The sequence below is a fragment of the Paraburkholderia sediminicola genome (assembly GCF_046027355.1).
In the GTDB taxonomy this organism is placed as follows: domain Bacteria; phylum Pseudomonadota; class Gammaproteobacteria; order Burkholderiales; family Burkholderiaceae; genus Paraburkholderia; species Paraburkholderia sediminicola_B.
Window position 1 is genome coordinate 1 of record NZ_JAQQEK010000044.1, and the last position, 14,316, is coordinate 14,316.

At 62.8% G+C, this 14,316-nt stretch carries 16 protein-coding genes; 10 read left to right on the forward strand and 6 right to left on the reverse strand.

Annotated features, from left to right (window positions below; translation table 11 throughout):
- The first annotated feature begins 748 nt into the window (after positions 1-748).
- Complete coding sequence (gene arsC / locus PQR42_RS40445) at positions 749-1,108, forward strand: arsenate reductase (glutaredoxin) (RefSeq protein WP_408389210.1); 360 nt, start codon at positions 749-751, stop codon at positions 1,106-1,108.
- Positions 1,109-1,164: 56 nt separating this feature from the next.
- On the opposite strand, the gene PQR42_RS40450 is transcribed toward arsC, so the two are convergent.
- Complete coding sequence (locus PQR42_RS40450) at positions 1,165-2,151, reverse strand: sulfonate ABC transporter substrate-binding protein (protein WP_408213612.1); 987 nt, start codon at positions 2,149-2,151, stop codon at positions 1,165-1,167.
- Between the two features lie 228 nt (positions 2,152-2,379).
- Here PQR42_RS40450 and PQR42_RS40455 point away from each other — a divergent pair, with 228 nt between their 5' ends.
- Together PQR42_RS40455 and PQR42_RS40460 are read left to right on the forward strand one after the other, a co-directional pair.
- Complete coding sequence (locus PQR42_RS40455; protein WP_408389208.1) at positions 2,380-3,756, forward strand: GntT/GntP/DsdX family permease; 1,377 nt, start codon at positions 2,380-2,382, stop codon at positions 3,754-3,756.
- 134 nt (positions 3,757-3,890) lie between these two features.
- Positions 3,891-4,181, forward strand: coding sequence for a DUF1272 domain-containing protein (locus PQR42_RS40460; protein ID WP_408389206.1), 291 nt, complete (start codon positions 3,891-3,893; stop codon positions 4,179-4,181).
- Positions 4,182-4,192: 11 nt separating this feature from the next.
- Here the strand turns inward: PQR42_RS40460 and PQR42_RS40465 are convergent, their stop codons facing one another.
- Positions 4,193-4,396, reverse strand: a complete 204-nt coding sequence (locus PQR42_RS40465; protein ID WP_168789136.1) for a zf-HC2 domain-containing protein — start codon at positions 4,394-4,396, stop codon at positions 4,193-4,195.
- Complete coding sequence (locus PQR42_RS40470; protein WP_408284730.1) at positions 4,383-4,991, reverse strand: RNA polymerase factor sigma-70; 609 nt, start codon at positions 4,989-4,991, stop codon at positions 4,383-4,385. Before PQR42_RS40470 ends, PQR42_RS40465 begins: the two co-directional genes overlap by 14 nt.
- Before the next feature lie 446 nt (positions 4,992-5,437).
- On the opposite strand from PQR42_RS40470, the gene PQR42_RS40475 reads away from it, so the two are divergent.
- The 3 genes from PQR42_RS40475 (at position 5,438) to PQR42_RS40485 (ending at position 6,707) form a co-directional block, all read left to right on the forward strand.
- Positions 5,438-5,569 carry a hypothetical protein gene (locus PQR42_RS40475; RefSeq protein ID WP_013341997.1) on the forward strand — a complete coding sequence of 44 codons (132 nt, stop codon included), beginning with the start codon at positions 5,438-5,440 and terminating at the stop codon, positions 5,567-5,569.
- A 572-nt stretch (positions 5,570-6,141) separates the two neighbouring features.
- The gene (locus PQR42_RS40480) at positions 6,142-6,426 is read left to right on the forward strand and encodes a hypothetical protein (protein ID WP_132383386.1); all 285 of its coding nucleotides are present in this window, start codon (positions 6,142-6,144) and stop codon (positions 6,424-6,426) included.
- An 11-nt stretch (positions 6,427-6,437) separates the two neighbouring features.
- Positions 6,438-6,707 (forward strand): DUF6723 family protein, encoded by a 270-nt coding sequence (locus PQR42_RS40485; protein WP_408213626.1) that lies wholly within the window; start codon positions 6,438-6,440, stop codon positions 6,705-6,707.
- A gap of 151 nt (positions 6,708-6,858) precedes the next feature.
- Here PQR42_RS40485 and PQR42_RS40490 read toward each other — a convergent pair whose 3' ends face one another.
- A complete protein-coding gene (locus PQR42_RS40490; protein ID WP_408213628.1) occupies positions 6,859-7,065 on the reverse strand; it encodes a hypothetical protein in 207 nt (68 codons plus the stop codon).
- A gap of 367 nt (positions 7,066-7,432) precedes the next feature.
- Here PQR42_RS40490 and PQR42_RS40495 point away from each other — a divergent pair, with 367 nt between their 5' ends.
- Positions 7,433-7,987 (forward strand): NADPH-dependent FMN reductase, encoded by a 555-nt coding sequence (locus PQR42_RS40495; RefSeq protein WP_408389204.1) that lies wholly within the window; start codon positions 7,433-7,435, stop codon positions 7,985-7,987.
- 96 nt (positions 7,988-8,083) lie between these two features.
- Here the strand turns inward: PQR42_RS40495 and PQR42_RS40500 are convergent, their stop codons facing one another.
- Together PQR42_RS40500 and PQR42_RS40505 are read right to left on the reverse strand one after the other, a co-directional pair.
- On the reverse strand, positions 8,084-9,097 hold the full coding sequence (locus PQR42_RS40500) for a hypothetical protein (protein WP_408389202.1): 1,014 nt from the start codon (positions 9,095-9,097) through the stop codon (positions 8,084-8,086).
- A gap of 227 nt (positions 9,098-9,324) precedes the next feature.
- The gene (locus PQR42_RS40505) at positions 9,325-11,610 is read right to left on the reverse strand and encodes a hybrid sensor histidine kinase/response regulator family protein (RefSeq protein WP_408389200.1); all 2,286 of its coding nucleotides are present in this window, start codon (positions 11,608-11,610) and stop codon (positions 9,325-9,327) included.
- Between the two features lie 712 nt (positions 11,611-12,322).
- Between PQR42_RS40505 and PQR42_RS40510 the strand changes: the two genes are divergently transcribed.
- Genes PQR42_RS40510 through PQR42_RS40520 form a run of 3 tightly spaced genes read left to right on the forward strand, consistent with a single transcriptional unit; the run spans position 12,323 to position 14,242 of the window.
- Positions 12,323-12,691: a response regulator gene (locus tag PQR42_RS40510; RefSeq protein ID WP_132383375.1), complete on the forward strand. Its 369-nt coding sequence runs from the start codon at positions 12,323-12,325 to the stop codon at positions 12,689-12,691.
- Entirely contained in the window at positions 12,684-13,307 is a 624-nt protein-coding gene (locus PQR42_RS40515) for a chemotaxis protein CheC (RefSeq protein ID WP_168789145.1), read from the forward strand. The genes PQR42_RS40510 and PQR42_RS40515 overlap by 8 nt, the downstream gene beginning before the upstream one ends.
- The gene (locus tag PQR42_RS40520) at positions 13,304-14,242 is read left to right on the forward strand and encodes a sensor domain-containing diguanylate cyclase (protein WP_408213641.1); all 939 of its coding nucleotides are present in this window, start codon (positions 13,304-13,306) and stop codon (positions 14,240-14,242) included. The genes PQR42_RS40515 and PQR42_RS40520 overlap by 4 nt, the downstream gene beginning before the upstream one ends.
- Positions 14,243-14,316: the final 74 nt, after the last annotated feature.

Here is a 14,316-nt window from a genome sequence, read left to right on the forward strand (position 1 = left end):
CGAGAGCCGAGAGCCGAGAGCCGAGAGCCGAGAGCCGAGAGCCGAGAGCCGAGAGCCAGGAAGCCAGGAAGCCAGGAAGCCAGGAAGCCAGGAAGCCAGGAAGCCAGGAAGCCAGGAAGCCAGGAAGCCAGGAAGCCAGGAAGCCAGGGCACCGGTTACACCTACGAGCACCGGGGACGCTTGTTCACTACGTGGGTAGATTGGAGGCCGCGGCGCTCGAGTAATCTGGCGATCGCGGAAATTCGGTCGCACGGTTTATGCGCATAAACTGCGAAATCGAACCATTACCAACAGGGGCACCGTTCATCACATAGCCGCCGATTAGCTAGGCCATCGGCCTACCAATTGCGGTCGCCGGGAGTTCATGGATCGCATGGCGCTTCATCTTTGGGGAACTCGCCAGATCGCATTCACGCAGCGCAAGACAGGTGGATCCCTAAACACCTAGTGTCTCCTGCCCGCGCCCGAATTCATTCCGCAGACCCGCAATGAATTCGAGAGTGAAGCGAACAGAAAAATACCTCATCAACGCGAAAGCCTAGCCGAACGTGACCATCATGTGCGTCACGCGATTACGGAAGCGTCTCGCCCCTCCTCTCCGCACCCGCACCCACTGCCTATCGCGCCACCCCGCAATACAAAATCTCTGCAGCAACGCGTCGCCCAGCCATCTCCCCACCCGCTAAAATCCCATCCAACTATCGTCGCGCACACGCATCCCGGAACCACCCACACCATTCCAAGACCCATGATCACGATCTACCACAACCCCCGTTGCTCAAAATCGCGCGCCGCATGCGAGCTAATCACCACCACCTACAACAGCGCAAACGAAGCAACAGAAATCATCGAATACCTGAAGCATCCGCTCACGGTCGAACAACTCAAGCAACTGAACGCGCAACTAGGCTGCACAGTCAGCGAGATGATTCGCGACAACGAAGCCGAATACAAGGAACTGCAACTCGCCGACACGAGCTTGACTGACTCTCAGTTATACGAAGCATTGGCGAAACATCCGATCCTTCTGCAACGGCCGATCGTCGTGCGAAACGGGCGAGCGGTAATCGGCCGCCCGCCGGAAAACGTCGCCGCACTATTCGCCTGAACGACGTAGCAAGGCGCTCAAGTCGAAGCTGAGCATATAAAGCCAAACCCTGCCGACTAGACCTTGCTACCGGGCAACGCCGCATCCTTGGTAACGATCTTCGTCGGGATGATGCGCAACTCGCTGAAGGTGTCAGCGATACGCTGCTGTTCCGCAAGCACATTCGCATCGACGGGTTTGTACACGTGCGCATAGTGTCGCAAGCCCGCCTCGATCACGCCCGCGTCGAGCCCCTGAATCGGCGCAAGCTGCGCGGCGGCCTCGCTGTAATGCTCCCGAACCCACGCGCCTTCCTTGCCCACTTCGTCCATCGTGATCGCGAGCACATCGGCGTTCTGTTGCGCGAACGACCGCGCGCTCAGGAAGAACTGGTGATGGCTGACGATGCCGTCGGCATCCGCGAGCAAGCGCGCGTTCGACTGCCGCTTCGCCGCTTCGAGGAACGGATCCCAGATCGCCCACGCATCGATCGCACCACGTTCGAAGGCCGCGCGCGCATCGGCTGGCGCCAGAAATACCGGCTGAATCTCGCTGTACTTCACGCCGCTCTTCTGCAGCGCGGCGACCAGAAACCAGTGAACGTCCGAGCCTTTGTTGAAGGCGATTTTCTTGCCCTTCAGATCGGCCAGCGTTTTGATCGGAGCATCCTGATGCACGAGGATGCCTTCGGCGTGCGGCGTCGGGATCTCATAGGCAACGTAGACGAAGTTCGCGCCGGCGGCCTGCGCGAACACGGGCGGCGCCTCGCCAACATAGCCGAAGTCGATGGCGCCGACATTCAGTCCTTCCAGTAACTGCGGCCCCGCAGGAAACTCGGTCCATTTGACGGTGATGCCGAGCGGCGCGAGCCGTTTTTCGAGCGTGCCGTGCGCTTTCAGCAACACCAGCGTATTGGCGGCTTTCTGATAGCCGATGCGGAATTCCTTGGCGTGCGCCTCGGCGGCAAAAGCGGACGTGGAGATGACGGGCAGCGTGGCGGCAGCCAGCGAAGCGCCCACGCCGGCAATGAACGCGCGGCGCGTGAGCAACGGATGACGTGACATAAGAGGGCTCGCAAAAAAGACGGACGCAAAAAGGACCGATTGGCTCTGACGATAATTCGTCTGCAAGCCTGGACGAACCGATAAATTCGCATAAGCAAATCACGCTGACGAAACGAAGCACTACGGCCTTCGAATCTGCCCGCGTAACCGTGTCGAATCTGAAGCGGCCGCTACAATTCGTCATCCGCGCCCGGCCGCGGCTGCGTCATTCGACAAAAAAGGAACACCGTGCATCTGACGACAACACTCGCACCGTGGTCATCCCACGACACCCAACTCATTTTGTCGTGCGTGCTCGGGCTCGCACTGATCATCGTTTTCATTAGCGTGCTCAAGCTCGCGCCGTTCCTGTCAATTCTGGTCGGCACGTTCGCCGCGGGTTTTTCAGCCGGCCTGCCGCTCGAGGCCGTCGCCAGCGCATTCAGTAAAGGCGCCGGCGCGCTGCTCGGCGACGTCGGCATCATCATCGCGCTCGGCGCCATGCTCGGTGCGCTCATGGCCGAATCCGGCGCCGCCGACCGGCTCGTCTCGACCATTCTCAAACACTCCACGCCGCGCACGCTGCCGTGGATGATGGCGGTCGTCGCGCTGATCATCGGTTTGCCGCTCTTCTTCGAAGTCGGCCTCGTGATGATGGTGCCGATCATCTTCGTGATGGCGCGCCGTTCGCAGCAGCCGATCCTGCGCATCGCGATTCCGGCGCTGGCCGGCATGACCACGCTGCACGCACTCCTGCCACCGCATCCGGGTCCGCTGATCGCGGTGAGCGCACTGCATGCCGATCTCGGTCTGACGCTCGGGCTTGGCCTGATCGTCGCGATTCCCGCGGTGATTCTCGCGGGTCCGCTGTATGGCATCTGGTTGTCCAAGCGGATGCACGTGGTCGAACCGGAGGAAATGGGCAAGCTCTTCAGCGCCAAGCAAGACACCGGCGAGCCGCCGAGTTTCGCGATCTCGCTCATCACGATCCTGTTGCCCGTCGTGTTGATGTTAGGGCGCACCGTCGCCAAGTTGCTGCTTCAGCCCGAAACGTTCCTGTTCAACACGTTGAATTTTCTGGGTGAGCCGTTGGTCGCGCTCGGCCTCACCGTGCTGTTCGCCGTGGTGGCGCTGGGTTGGTCACGGGGCATGGCGCGCGAGCGCGTCGGCGGCATTCTGCGCAAGAGCTTGCCGCCGATCGCCGCGCTGCTGCTGACCATCGGCGCCGGCGGCGGTCTCAAGCAGGCGCTCGTGGTGGCGGGCATCAGTTCGACGATCGGCAAGATCGCGGTCGGCGCGCACATGCCACTGATTCTGCTGGCGTGGCTGATCGCCGTCGCGCTGCGCCAGGCGACGGGCTCGGCGACGGTTGCCACCACGACGACGGCCGGAATCGTCGCGCCAGTCGTCGCCGGTCTGAGCACGACGCACAATTCGCTGATGGCGCTCGCCATCGGCGCGGGCTCGGTGTTCTTCTGCCACGTGAACGATGCGGGCTTCTGGATGGTCCGCGAGTACTTCGGCCTGCAATTGAAACAGACGGTGCTGGTCTGGTCGGTGTTGCAGACGATTGTGTCCGTCGTCGGCCTTGCGCTTACGCTCGTGTTGTGGGCCGTGCTGACGTGACGGCGCACCAGGCTCTCGCGGCGTTGGCAGGAATTGATGCGCGGCTGTCCATTCCGGGCGGCCGACGCCGCCTACACTGCCTGGCAGGCGAGTTGCGGTCCCGCACCTCGCTTCCCTGAAAACGCGGAGTCACCATGCTTGAACTGAGACCGTCCTGCGAAGGATGCGGCAAGTCACTGCCGCCGAACGCATCCGACGCCATGATTTGCACGTACGAGTGCACCTTCTGCGAAGTGTGTGCGCTCACTACGCTGCGCAACGTGTGTCCGAATTGCGGCGGCAATTTCCAGCATCGGCCGATTCGCACGCGCGCGCAGCTCGAGAAACATCCGGCCGGTACCACGCCGCATCCCGTTTCGATCGACGAAGCGTCGCACGCGCGTTTTTTCGAGCGCTACCAGAACACGCCGCCCGACGAGCGCTAAAGCAGCGCGCTTCAATCGTCGCTGTTCACCGCACCCGGCGTCGCGATTCCGCTGACCGTATGCGCCGCCACGCGCAGCAGACGGATCTGTTTGCGATAGTTGCGGCAGCCGCTGCAGGTCGGCAGATGCAGCCGGATCGCGACCCACTCGCCGGTCGTCAACGAACGGTCGAGCGCGTCCGACAGCAAGCGCGTGATGTGCTTACATTTCCCCATTTGCGTCCTCGCTGGATAGACCCTTTTCGCTCAGGCAAGTGCGCAAGCGCAACCGCGCGCGATAGATGAGTACGCTGCAATGATTGGCGGTCATCTGCAATTCGGCGCAAATCGCCTCGGTATCGAGATCGAGGAATTCGCGCATCATGAACACGCGTCCGATGTGCTCCGGCAAGTGTTCGAGGCACATCTCGAACAAGGCCCAGAACTGCTGCTGACGCAGCGCGGTTTCCGGCGTCGGCCAGGGGCGGGGCTTGGTTTCGCGCGACCAATGGCCGTTGTCCTTGAACAGCTCGCGATCGAGCAACGCTTCACCGTCGAGTTCGGATTCGAGCGCCGACAGGTTGATCGTGCGTCGCCGGGCTCGCAGGGTGTCGACAAGTTTGTGCCGCAGGATGCCGAACACCCAGGTCTTGTGTTCCGACTGCGCGGCGAATCGATCGGCTTGCGTCCATGCCGCAGCGAGCGCTTCCTGGACGGCGTCTTCCGCGGCGGCGGCATCGCGCAATTGCAAACGGGCGAAGCGCACCAGGTCGCGCCGCAACTGCGTCAGATAAACGGGATCGTCGAGCGCCGGGCCGCCTACTTGCGCCATGGACTGCCCCGTTGGCGCGATCCTGCCTGCCGCGCGTTTTTTCTTCGATCGTAGTGGTTCATAAGCGGGTGGTTTTCCTCGCGCTGTGGCTGAGCGCGTGCGCCATTCTCCCGCGAGCGCCTGCGCAATCGAATCGGTATTGAACATAGGCCCGACCATGAGCGATGACCCGATGAGCTTAGTCGCGCCATGCGGGCAGTTATGACAACGACAATAGATTATTGCGAAAAGTGAAATCGCTGTGGAGCGATGCTGGCGGTGTATCGCCGGACAAGCAATACCCACCGCTAATGGGCGCCCGAACTCGCACCGGTCGGCGGACCGGATTATTTCAATATTTGAAAAAAAGTCTTATTGACTTCGCTGTTTGTCGGCGGCCACTCAGTCGATATTCTTCAGTCCATCGATCGCACCAGATCGCGAACCAAACGCTGAGGATTAGCACCATGAAACGCATTCTTTCCGCCCTGATCGCTTCCGTCGCCCTGTTTGCAGCCGCTTCCGGCGCAGCCCACGCTGCCGCTCCGTCGCAGTGCAATGGCCCGGCGTCGTACTGCAACGTGTTCTTCGGCAACTGATCGGCTGACGGGCGCGGACCCGTCGATGAGAAAGTTTCTCGAAGTCAAAAAAGAAGGGCGCCGATAGTGGCGCCCTTTTGCTTTTGAACCAGAGAATTAGACCGGCTGCGTGATGCTGGCGTGAGGTCTTCCGGGCAACCCCGCTACGCCCAAATCAAAAGCGGCGAACGCCCTCGGCCAATAAAAATCCAGAAAAACACGGTCCAGAAGACGCGGCGCATCGCAGCAGTGGAAAACAATACCCGGCACTGCGAAGCAACACTCGCGCCCGGCACACAAATGCGTTCAATGTTCACCCTACTAACGTGTTACAGTGGGTCAACAGCTTGCAGTTCTCCTGCGCATCGCGCGCAGTCTCTGACGCAAACGCCTCGCATCACAGCGCCCTGAACCGAACGGGGTCCCTTCCTCCTACGCAACTCTGCGATGTCGTCGACCCGGCCTGATTGAAGCGGCCGCTCTGTACGCACATCGTCGATCAACCACGTTTCGCTGGTACGCCGCGATCCGGCCGGCATTGCGCCCGACGACGACGCCGCGTTCCACGAAAGCCTTCACCGGAGACGAGCATCATGGGCAATACGATCAGAAGCTACCGGGGTCTAGAGATCTATCCGTTGGTGTATCCGCACCAGCCGAGCGGTCTCGATGGCGTCCGCCACTACGATTCGGGCTTCGATGCCGCCGTGCGAATCTGCCGGCGCGGCACCGACGATACGATGACCAGCAGCCGCGTGTTTCGGGTGCCGAGCCGTTCACCGTTCGGCGCGGCCGGCGACGCGCGCATTGCTTCAGCCACTTACGCGGAGCAGGTCATCGACGGCATGGTTGCCGGCCAGTCGATCGCTGGGCTCTGATGCGCTCGCCAATGGCAAGTCAAGCTTCCAGGCGCTCTCAGGGCGCGAATCTTCCGGCTCTCACAGGCCGCGCGAACTATCAGGTGATGGCGTCCTCGCGCCGTACCTCGAGCGGCACGGTGCCGACGCTGAAAGTGATCCGCTTGAGCGACGAGCGGGTAATCTACCCGTTCCAGGGGCACGCCGACATGCCCTTTTTCGACGACGCCGACGCGGCCCAGTCGTTTGCCGAGACCTACGGCTGGCAACTGGTGGACGGTGACATTGCAGTGCCGGAGTAACGCGGTGAATGCCGCGCGAGACTAACTCGTGAAGTAAGGCAACAAGGCACAACGCCTCGCCTTCAGGGCTTGGCAAGTCGCCACCGCGAAGCGCCAAAGGCCAAGCACAGCGCGACGGCCCAAGACAACAGGCACGCCGCGCTACCGGCGCCTAAATCTTCCCGCCGCCATCCATGCCGCTACCGCGGCGCCACACTTCCTTGCCGCGTTCGGACAACTCGCCGCTGCTATGCGCGGCGTCCGCTTCTGTACCGTCGACGGCCATCTCGCCGCCCGGCTGTTCCTGCGCCCGCTGCTTTTCCTTCTTGCGAGCAGCGACCGCTTCGTCGTGGGATTTGCCTGCGTAATTCGGGCTCATGGCTCGATTCTCCATAAAGTTAGACTTGCTCACTCGGTGTGCGTGATCGGTCATTTATGCCCGTCGCGTCGAACTTCTGCCGGAGCAGGACAGGCAACAAACACCTGTTTGCCTCAAAACGTCCTAGACCGAAAGCATGCTTGATTGACAAGGCAAAAGTACCAGTTATCCACAAGGTTATTCAGCGAATCTGTGGATAACTTTGTGGGATGCAAAGTTATCCACTGCGCGCCACCCTGGCGTACGTGCCCCAATAGTCGCGGTCCGGTTTTTTGGCGCCCGTTGCCGCTGCCTACCCAGCTTTTGCCTATGATGGACAGTTCGTACCCTTTTGCGCCTCGAGCGCCTCACAACAAGGAAGCGAATCATGGCCCATCACATTGCAGTCGTCGTCGGCAGCTTGCGCCGCGAGTCGTTCAACCGGCAGTTGGCGCAAGCCGTGATTTCACTGGCGCCATCCGACTTCACCTTCGAATTCATCGACATCGGCTCGTTGCCGCTCTACAGCCAGGATTACGACGCCGACTATCCGGAAGCCGGCAAACACTTGAAGCAGCGCGTTGAAGCCGCCGACGGCCTGCTATTCGTTACCCCCGAATACAACCGGTCCATGCCCGGTGTGCTGAAAAACGCGCTCGACTGGGGTTCGCGCCCGTGGGGCACTAATTCATGGGGCGGCAAACCCGGCGCCGTGATCGGCACGTCGCTTGGCGCGACCGGCACGGCGTTGGCGCAACAGCATCTGCGCAATGTGCTGGCGTATCTCGACGTCGCGACGCTCGGTCAACCCGAGGTGTTCATCAAGCACGATGCGGCGGCGATCAACGAAAAAGGCGAGATCCTGAACGACGGCACCCGTAAATTCCTGCAGACTTTCGTCGACCGCTACGTCGCGTGGGTCAAGCACCAGACCGCGGCTTGACGCGGTAGGCCCGCTACCGGGAGCGGGAAGATCAGACGACTGAACGTGGCGGCAATGCCGTAGCCTCACGGCCCGCCGCCACGAGTTTTCTCATGCTCAGACGTGGTGATGCCCCGTCACCCGCTCCCAGCCGTGACGCACGGCCAGCTTGAAGCGCTCCCACGTGCTGTCCGGCGAGGTGGTTTCCCAATGACGTCGTGCTTCCGGTTCGACGTCGTCCCAGGGCTGGTCGCGATAGCGCATGTCCTTGCCGATCTCCGCACCGTAGCGGTAGGCCGGCACATAGTCTTCGTAACGTGCGTTTTCGGAGGCGTACTGCTCGTCGTAGTGCGCGCGGAAGTCTTCTTCGTACTCGAGATATTCGTTCGGCATCTGGCCGCCTAAAGCGGCCGTCGGCTGACCCGCTTCGGAGACTACCTCGGACGGCTGCATGACCGCGCCTGAACCAGGCACCGAGCCCGCGGCGATCGCGCTACGGCCTACGTCGCCAACCAGCGGATCCGTGATCGGTTCGTTGACCGGATCCGTCAGTGGCCGCTCGCTGATGGGCGGCGGCACGAACGGCTCGGCGTCGGTGCTGCCCGGTGGCACGGTGTACTGCGGATCAGCCATCGTGGCAGGCCGCATAGTCGCGGACGCGCTTGGCGTCGATACGTTCGATGTACGCGGCGTGCCTGGCATCACGGCCCCAATGCCGAGCTCATCGAGGACAGAATGCTCGCGCCCGGATTCGTCCACTGGCGTGTCCCAGTCGGGCGAGCGTTCGCCGATGTCGGTCGCGCCCAGTCTCGTCAAGGTACTGCGAGCGAGGTCCGCATGGGCTTCGCTCGCCGCGTTGACGCACACCAGCACCGCGCCGCGGCGTACGGCCTCGGCGTAGCGCGCTGTTTCCGGCGCACGTGGACCGCTTGCAAACAGGCTCGAGAGGAAGCGTTCGATATTCGCCAGCACGCCCGAACTGGCGACTTCGTCGGTCGCGGAACCGACCGACGGTTCCGGATTCGCCTGCAATTCGATCGTCTCGCGTCCAAAACCGGTCTGGACGAGCGTGTCGCGCGCGGCTTCCGCTTGAGCATAGGTGTCGAATAAACCAATCACGGTGTGTCGCATGGCTGTCTCCCGACGTATTTAGGCAGAACGGACGACGCGCCAACGCGCCACCCTCCTTGCCTTAATTACGCCGCAACGATCGTGCCGGGCCCGTGCGACGGGCCCGCGCGCCTGCTGGCGCCTACCCGCGCGCGGCGGCGACGCAAAAAAAGCGCGGCAGACCGCCGCCGCGCTTTTACAACCACCGGTAAATGTCAGGCTTGGGCCCACGCCCACCAGCGCGGGCCTTACTCCGCCGGATGCGCCGCCGGGTCGGCGCCCGTCTGCGTCAAATCGTGCTGGATCGCTTGCAGGAGTTCTTCCAGCAAACCGATATCGAAAGGCTTGGACAGCACCCGCACATCCACGTGGCGGGCCCGGTCGAGTTCTTCCGCGTAGCCGGTGACGAGAATGACCGGCAGTTTGGTCTCGAATGCGAGCACCGCCTCGGCCAGATCGATGCCGTTCATGGTGCCGGGCATATGGATGTCGGACAGCACCAGATCGAACGGCAGCGTTTCGCCGGTGCGCGCTTGCCGCGCGTGGGCGTCGTCGAACAGGCGCAGCGCGGTGTCGGCGTTGAAGACGCACGTGACTTGGTGGCCCATCATCTGCAGCAGGGCTTCGGTGCCGGCGGCCACTTCCTCGTTATCTTCGACCAGCAGAATGCGCAGGCCCGGCGGCGCGCCGTTCTCCTCGGCGCCGGTTGCGGGTGGTCCGTCGGCCTCCGGCTCAGCCGTGGCGCGTGGCAGATAGAGCCGCACGGAAGTGCCCGCGCCGACCGCGCTGTCGATCGCGGCGAGGCCGCCGGAACGCTCGCAGAACGCGAAAACCTGCGGCAAGCCGAGGCCCGTGCCCATGCCTTTCGGCTTGGTCGTGAACAGCGGTTCGAAGGCGCGCGCCAGCACGTCGGGCGCCATGCCCACGCCGGTATCTTCGAGCGACAGTTGCACGAAATCGCCCGTCAGCGGAAAGCCGTCTTCGTGCCGGAATTGAATATTGGTGGCGCGCACCGTAAAGCGCCCGCCGTTCGGCATGGCGTCGCGCGCGTTCACCGCGACGTTGATGAGCGCCAGCTCCAGTTCCGCGACGTCGACGCGCATCGGCCAGATCTCGACGCCGACATCGATCACCAGCGACACCTTCGCGCCGAGTGAGGCGCGCAGCAATTCGCGGCACGTCGGCAGCCAGCGTTCGAGCGACAGCGTCTCGTTGCGCAGCGGCTGCTTGCGCGCCACGCCGAGCAATTGCCGCGTGAGCGACTGGCCGCTCTTGAGCGCCCGCTCCATCGCCGACAATTCGCGGTCCAGACCCGTTACGCCGCGCCGCCGCGCGATCTGAACGTTCGCCGAGAGGATCATCAGCAGGTTGTTGAAATCGTGCGCGACGCTGCCGACCAGCGTGCCCAGCGCCTCCATCTTGCGCGACTGGCGATACGCCGATTCGATCGAGCGGCGCATGGACGCTTCGGCCTGCCAACGCTGCCACGCCTCCTGTTCGGCGCCGAGGCGGCGCAGCGACAACCAGATCACGCACCACAGCGCGATGGACGGCGTGAACATCGACAGGATCAGCACGCCGAGGTGCCGGTACCACGCGGCCCAGATCGCCGAGGCACGGTAGCCGCACACCACGTACACGGGATACGAACCGACGTGGCGGAACGCGAGGATCAGATCTTCGCCGTCGACATTCGAATGCATGCGCACCACGCCGGCCCGACGTCCCTGCGCGAGCGCTTCGGCGAACGGCGTTTGTGGCGCCATCGCGGTGGGCTCGCGCGGCGTGCGTGGATAGTGCGCGAGGATCGAGCCGTCCGTGCGCACGAGGCTCATGGTCATCGGCGTGCCGCTGTTGTTGCCGCCGAGCAGTTCGCGGTAGAACGCGTCGAAATAGCTTGGCCGCAGTGCGACGGAGACCACGCCGGCGAACGAGCCGTCGGCGCCGGGCCGCTTGACGCCCATGTTGAACACCTGTTCGCCGGCCACGTGCCCCGTCATGACCTTCGACACATGCTCGAGATCCTTGCCGTCGCGAATGCCAGTGAAATCCTCGCGCTCGCCGACTGAAATGACCGGCGACGGCAGGTAGCGGCTGCTGGCGAGCAAGGCGCCGTCGCGCCCGAAGATCGATACGGCGGCCACTTGCGGATAGCCGCCGCCCATGACGCGCAGCTTCTCGTGAATGGCGGCTTCGCGGGCGCGAATGCCGTCGTCGTCCAGACCCTCGGTCAGATCGACGATGCGCGCGTCGAGCGTCTCGTTCATGTCGAACACTTTCAGCGCGTGCTCTTCCGCGATCCGCACCGTGCGCAGCGTCATGTCGGTGGCGTCGGCCTCGCGTGTGCGCAGATCGCTGAGCGCCATGGCCGCGACATACACGCAGGGTAGGACGATCGCCGCGATCAGCAGCGCGATCAAAGTGATGCGTCGCACATGGAAATTCTGTTCCGGCACGGCGGGGAACAATGCCTCGTCCTGCCGGTGAGTGGCAAGGCGGCTCGCGGGCGGCGGTTCGAACCGGTCTGGTGTCATTGTCGGTAATGCGAAGGTCGTTCGGGACAGAGGCCGGGAGTCAGCATCATACGAGAAGCATAGACACGGAGCGGCGGTAGAAGTTACCCGCGGCAAACGGACCGCCTCGGGCGGCGGTCGGACCGCCATCGACTGACGACTCAATCGTCTGCTTTTTAAAACAGCGACGAATCGAGAAGCGCAAACGTACACAAAAGGATAGAAGCAAAAGAATTCCTTCTGAATCTACCAAGATATTTTCAAAAATAGTATTTAATGGGAAAATCTCTTTAACGAAAGTGAAATTGGCGAGTTGCCTTTCCGCCGTTTTACTTCGAGAATCAGCGCCATGATAAAAATGCGTCCGCCATGTTCGGACGCATCTGCCGCGAGGGCACCCAGCCAAACCATGCGTACCACGCGTGGCGGAAGGCGTTCGCGGAATCACACGCGCGGCAAGGGACCAGCCCGATCCACGAGGCCGCGCAGATTCATCTACGGGGTAGGCTTCGAACATGCCGGTCATAGCCGTCGTCCACCGTGCGCGTACGCTTTCTTGCGTGCCCACCGGTTCCGTCCATCGCGCCTCGCCGCGCGCGCTCCCCGCTCGCCTGCAATCCGCATTTCAGCAAGCTTCAGCCGACTTTGCCGCGGGTCGACAGACTTCGCGCTAAAGAATCCACCTCGATCCGCCGTTAACGCGAATGAACTAATTCCGCTTTCTGACCCGCCCATGCCTTTGCCTATTGTGATCGCCGATGATTCGTTGCTTGCCCGCAAAGTGCTCACCAAGGCATTGCCGCCGGACTGGGAGGTCGACGTGTCTTACGCATCGAACGGGCGCGAAGCGCTCGCTCTGTATCGTGAAGGCAAAGCGTCGGTGATGTTCCTCGACCTGACCATGCCGGACATGACCGGCTATCAGGTGCTGGAAGCGCTGCAGCACGAGGATCTGAACACCTTCGTCATCGTCGTCTCCGCCGATGTTCAGCCAATGGCCCAGTCGCGCGTGCGCGCGCTCGGCGCCGTGGCGTTCATCGCGAAGCCCGTGACGCCCGAGGCGGTACTACCCATCCTCAAGGAGTACGGGTTGTATGTCTGAGCCAGTCCTCAACGAAGATCAGCGCGACGCGCTGCAAGAGGTCGCCAATCTGGCGATGGGCCAAGCCGCGACGCGTCTGGCGCGGCTGCTCGATGCGTTCATCGAATTGTCGGTGCCGCGCGTGAAGGTGGTGGCGGTCAGCGAGGCGGCGCAGGCGCTGCGGGAGATGACCGGGATCGAGGACACCGTGAGCGCGGTGCGCCAGGGCTTCCGCTCCGATATCAAGGGCGAGGCGCTGGTGATCTGCCGCAGCGACAGCATCGAACAACTGTGTGCGCTCGTCAGCGACCCGTACTCGCGCTCGACCTATGAGGCGGTGAGCCAGACAGAGCTGGTGTTCGATGTGGCCAACGTGCTGACCGGCGCCTGTGTGTCGTGCATTCTCGATCAGCTCGGCCGCACGCCGATCTTCTCCGCGCCGGGTTTGCTGGGCGAAGCCATGACGCTCGACGAGGTCTTCCAGCCCGGCGTGCTGCAATGGGAAGTCGCGTTGCTGGTCGAAGTGAATTTCGCGCTCGAGGACCAGAGCTTCCGCGCACACCTCGTGATGCTAATGGCCGAAGAATCGATTCGCCACATGAACGGCGCGCTCGACGCGCTGCTGTCGAGCCTATGAATGTGCCCGTGGACTCGTTGAGCGATCTGGTGGTCGAACGTGTCGGTTTCGGCATTTTCGTGCTGGACCGCGACATGAACGTGCTCATGTGGAACCGCTTCATGCAGGATCACAGCGGACTGACGCCGGACCAGGTGGTCGGCAAGTCGCTTTTCACGCATTTTCCCGAACTGCCGCGCGTATGGCTGTCGCGCAAGATCGAAAGCGTGTTTCAGCTCGGCAGCTTTGCGTTCAGTTCGTGGGAACAGCGCCCCTATCTCTTCAAGTTCGATCACGACCGGCCGATTACCGGCGGCGTCGATTTCATGCAGCAGGACTGCACCTTCATGCCGCTCATGCGTGAGCGCGAAGTGGTGGCCGTGTGTGTGACCATTTCCGACGTCACGCACGTGAGCATCGTGCAGCGCGAACGCGAAGAGGCCGTCGCGAAGCTGCAGGAATATGCCGACCGCGACGGCCTGACGGGCATTGCCAACCGCCGCTTCTTCGAAGCGCGCCTGCGCGATGAATACACGCGCTGGCAGCGCTACGGCGGCGATATGTCGGTGCTGCTGTTCGATCTCGATCACTTCAAGAAGATCAACGACCAGTTCGGCCACGGTGTCGGCGACACGGTGTTGCGCGTGATGGCGCAACGCGTCGCCGAGGTGGTGCGGGCGCAGGATACCTTCGGGCGCTTCGGCGGCGAGGAATTCGCGTTGCTGCTGCCTTGCACGCCGCTCGACGACGCGATGCGCGTCGCGGAAAAGATCCGCTGCACGATCGCCGACACGCCCGTCGAAGTGCAGGGCACGAGCGTGCCGGTGACGGCGAGCGTCGGCGGCGCGTCGGCGCGGGTCGGCGTGCCTTCGTATGACGTGCTCATCAACGAAGCCGACGCCGCGCTCTATAGCGCGAAGCGGCAAGGACGCAACCGCTCGGTCGCGTTCGTCTGACGCTGCCGCGCGGCAGCGGCGTTTCGCCTGGCACGAAGCGCCATGCAAGCCATACAGCAAGCCGCCTGACGCAC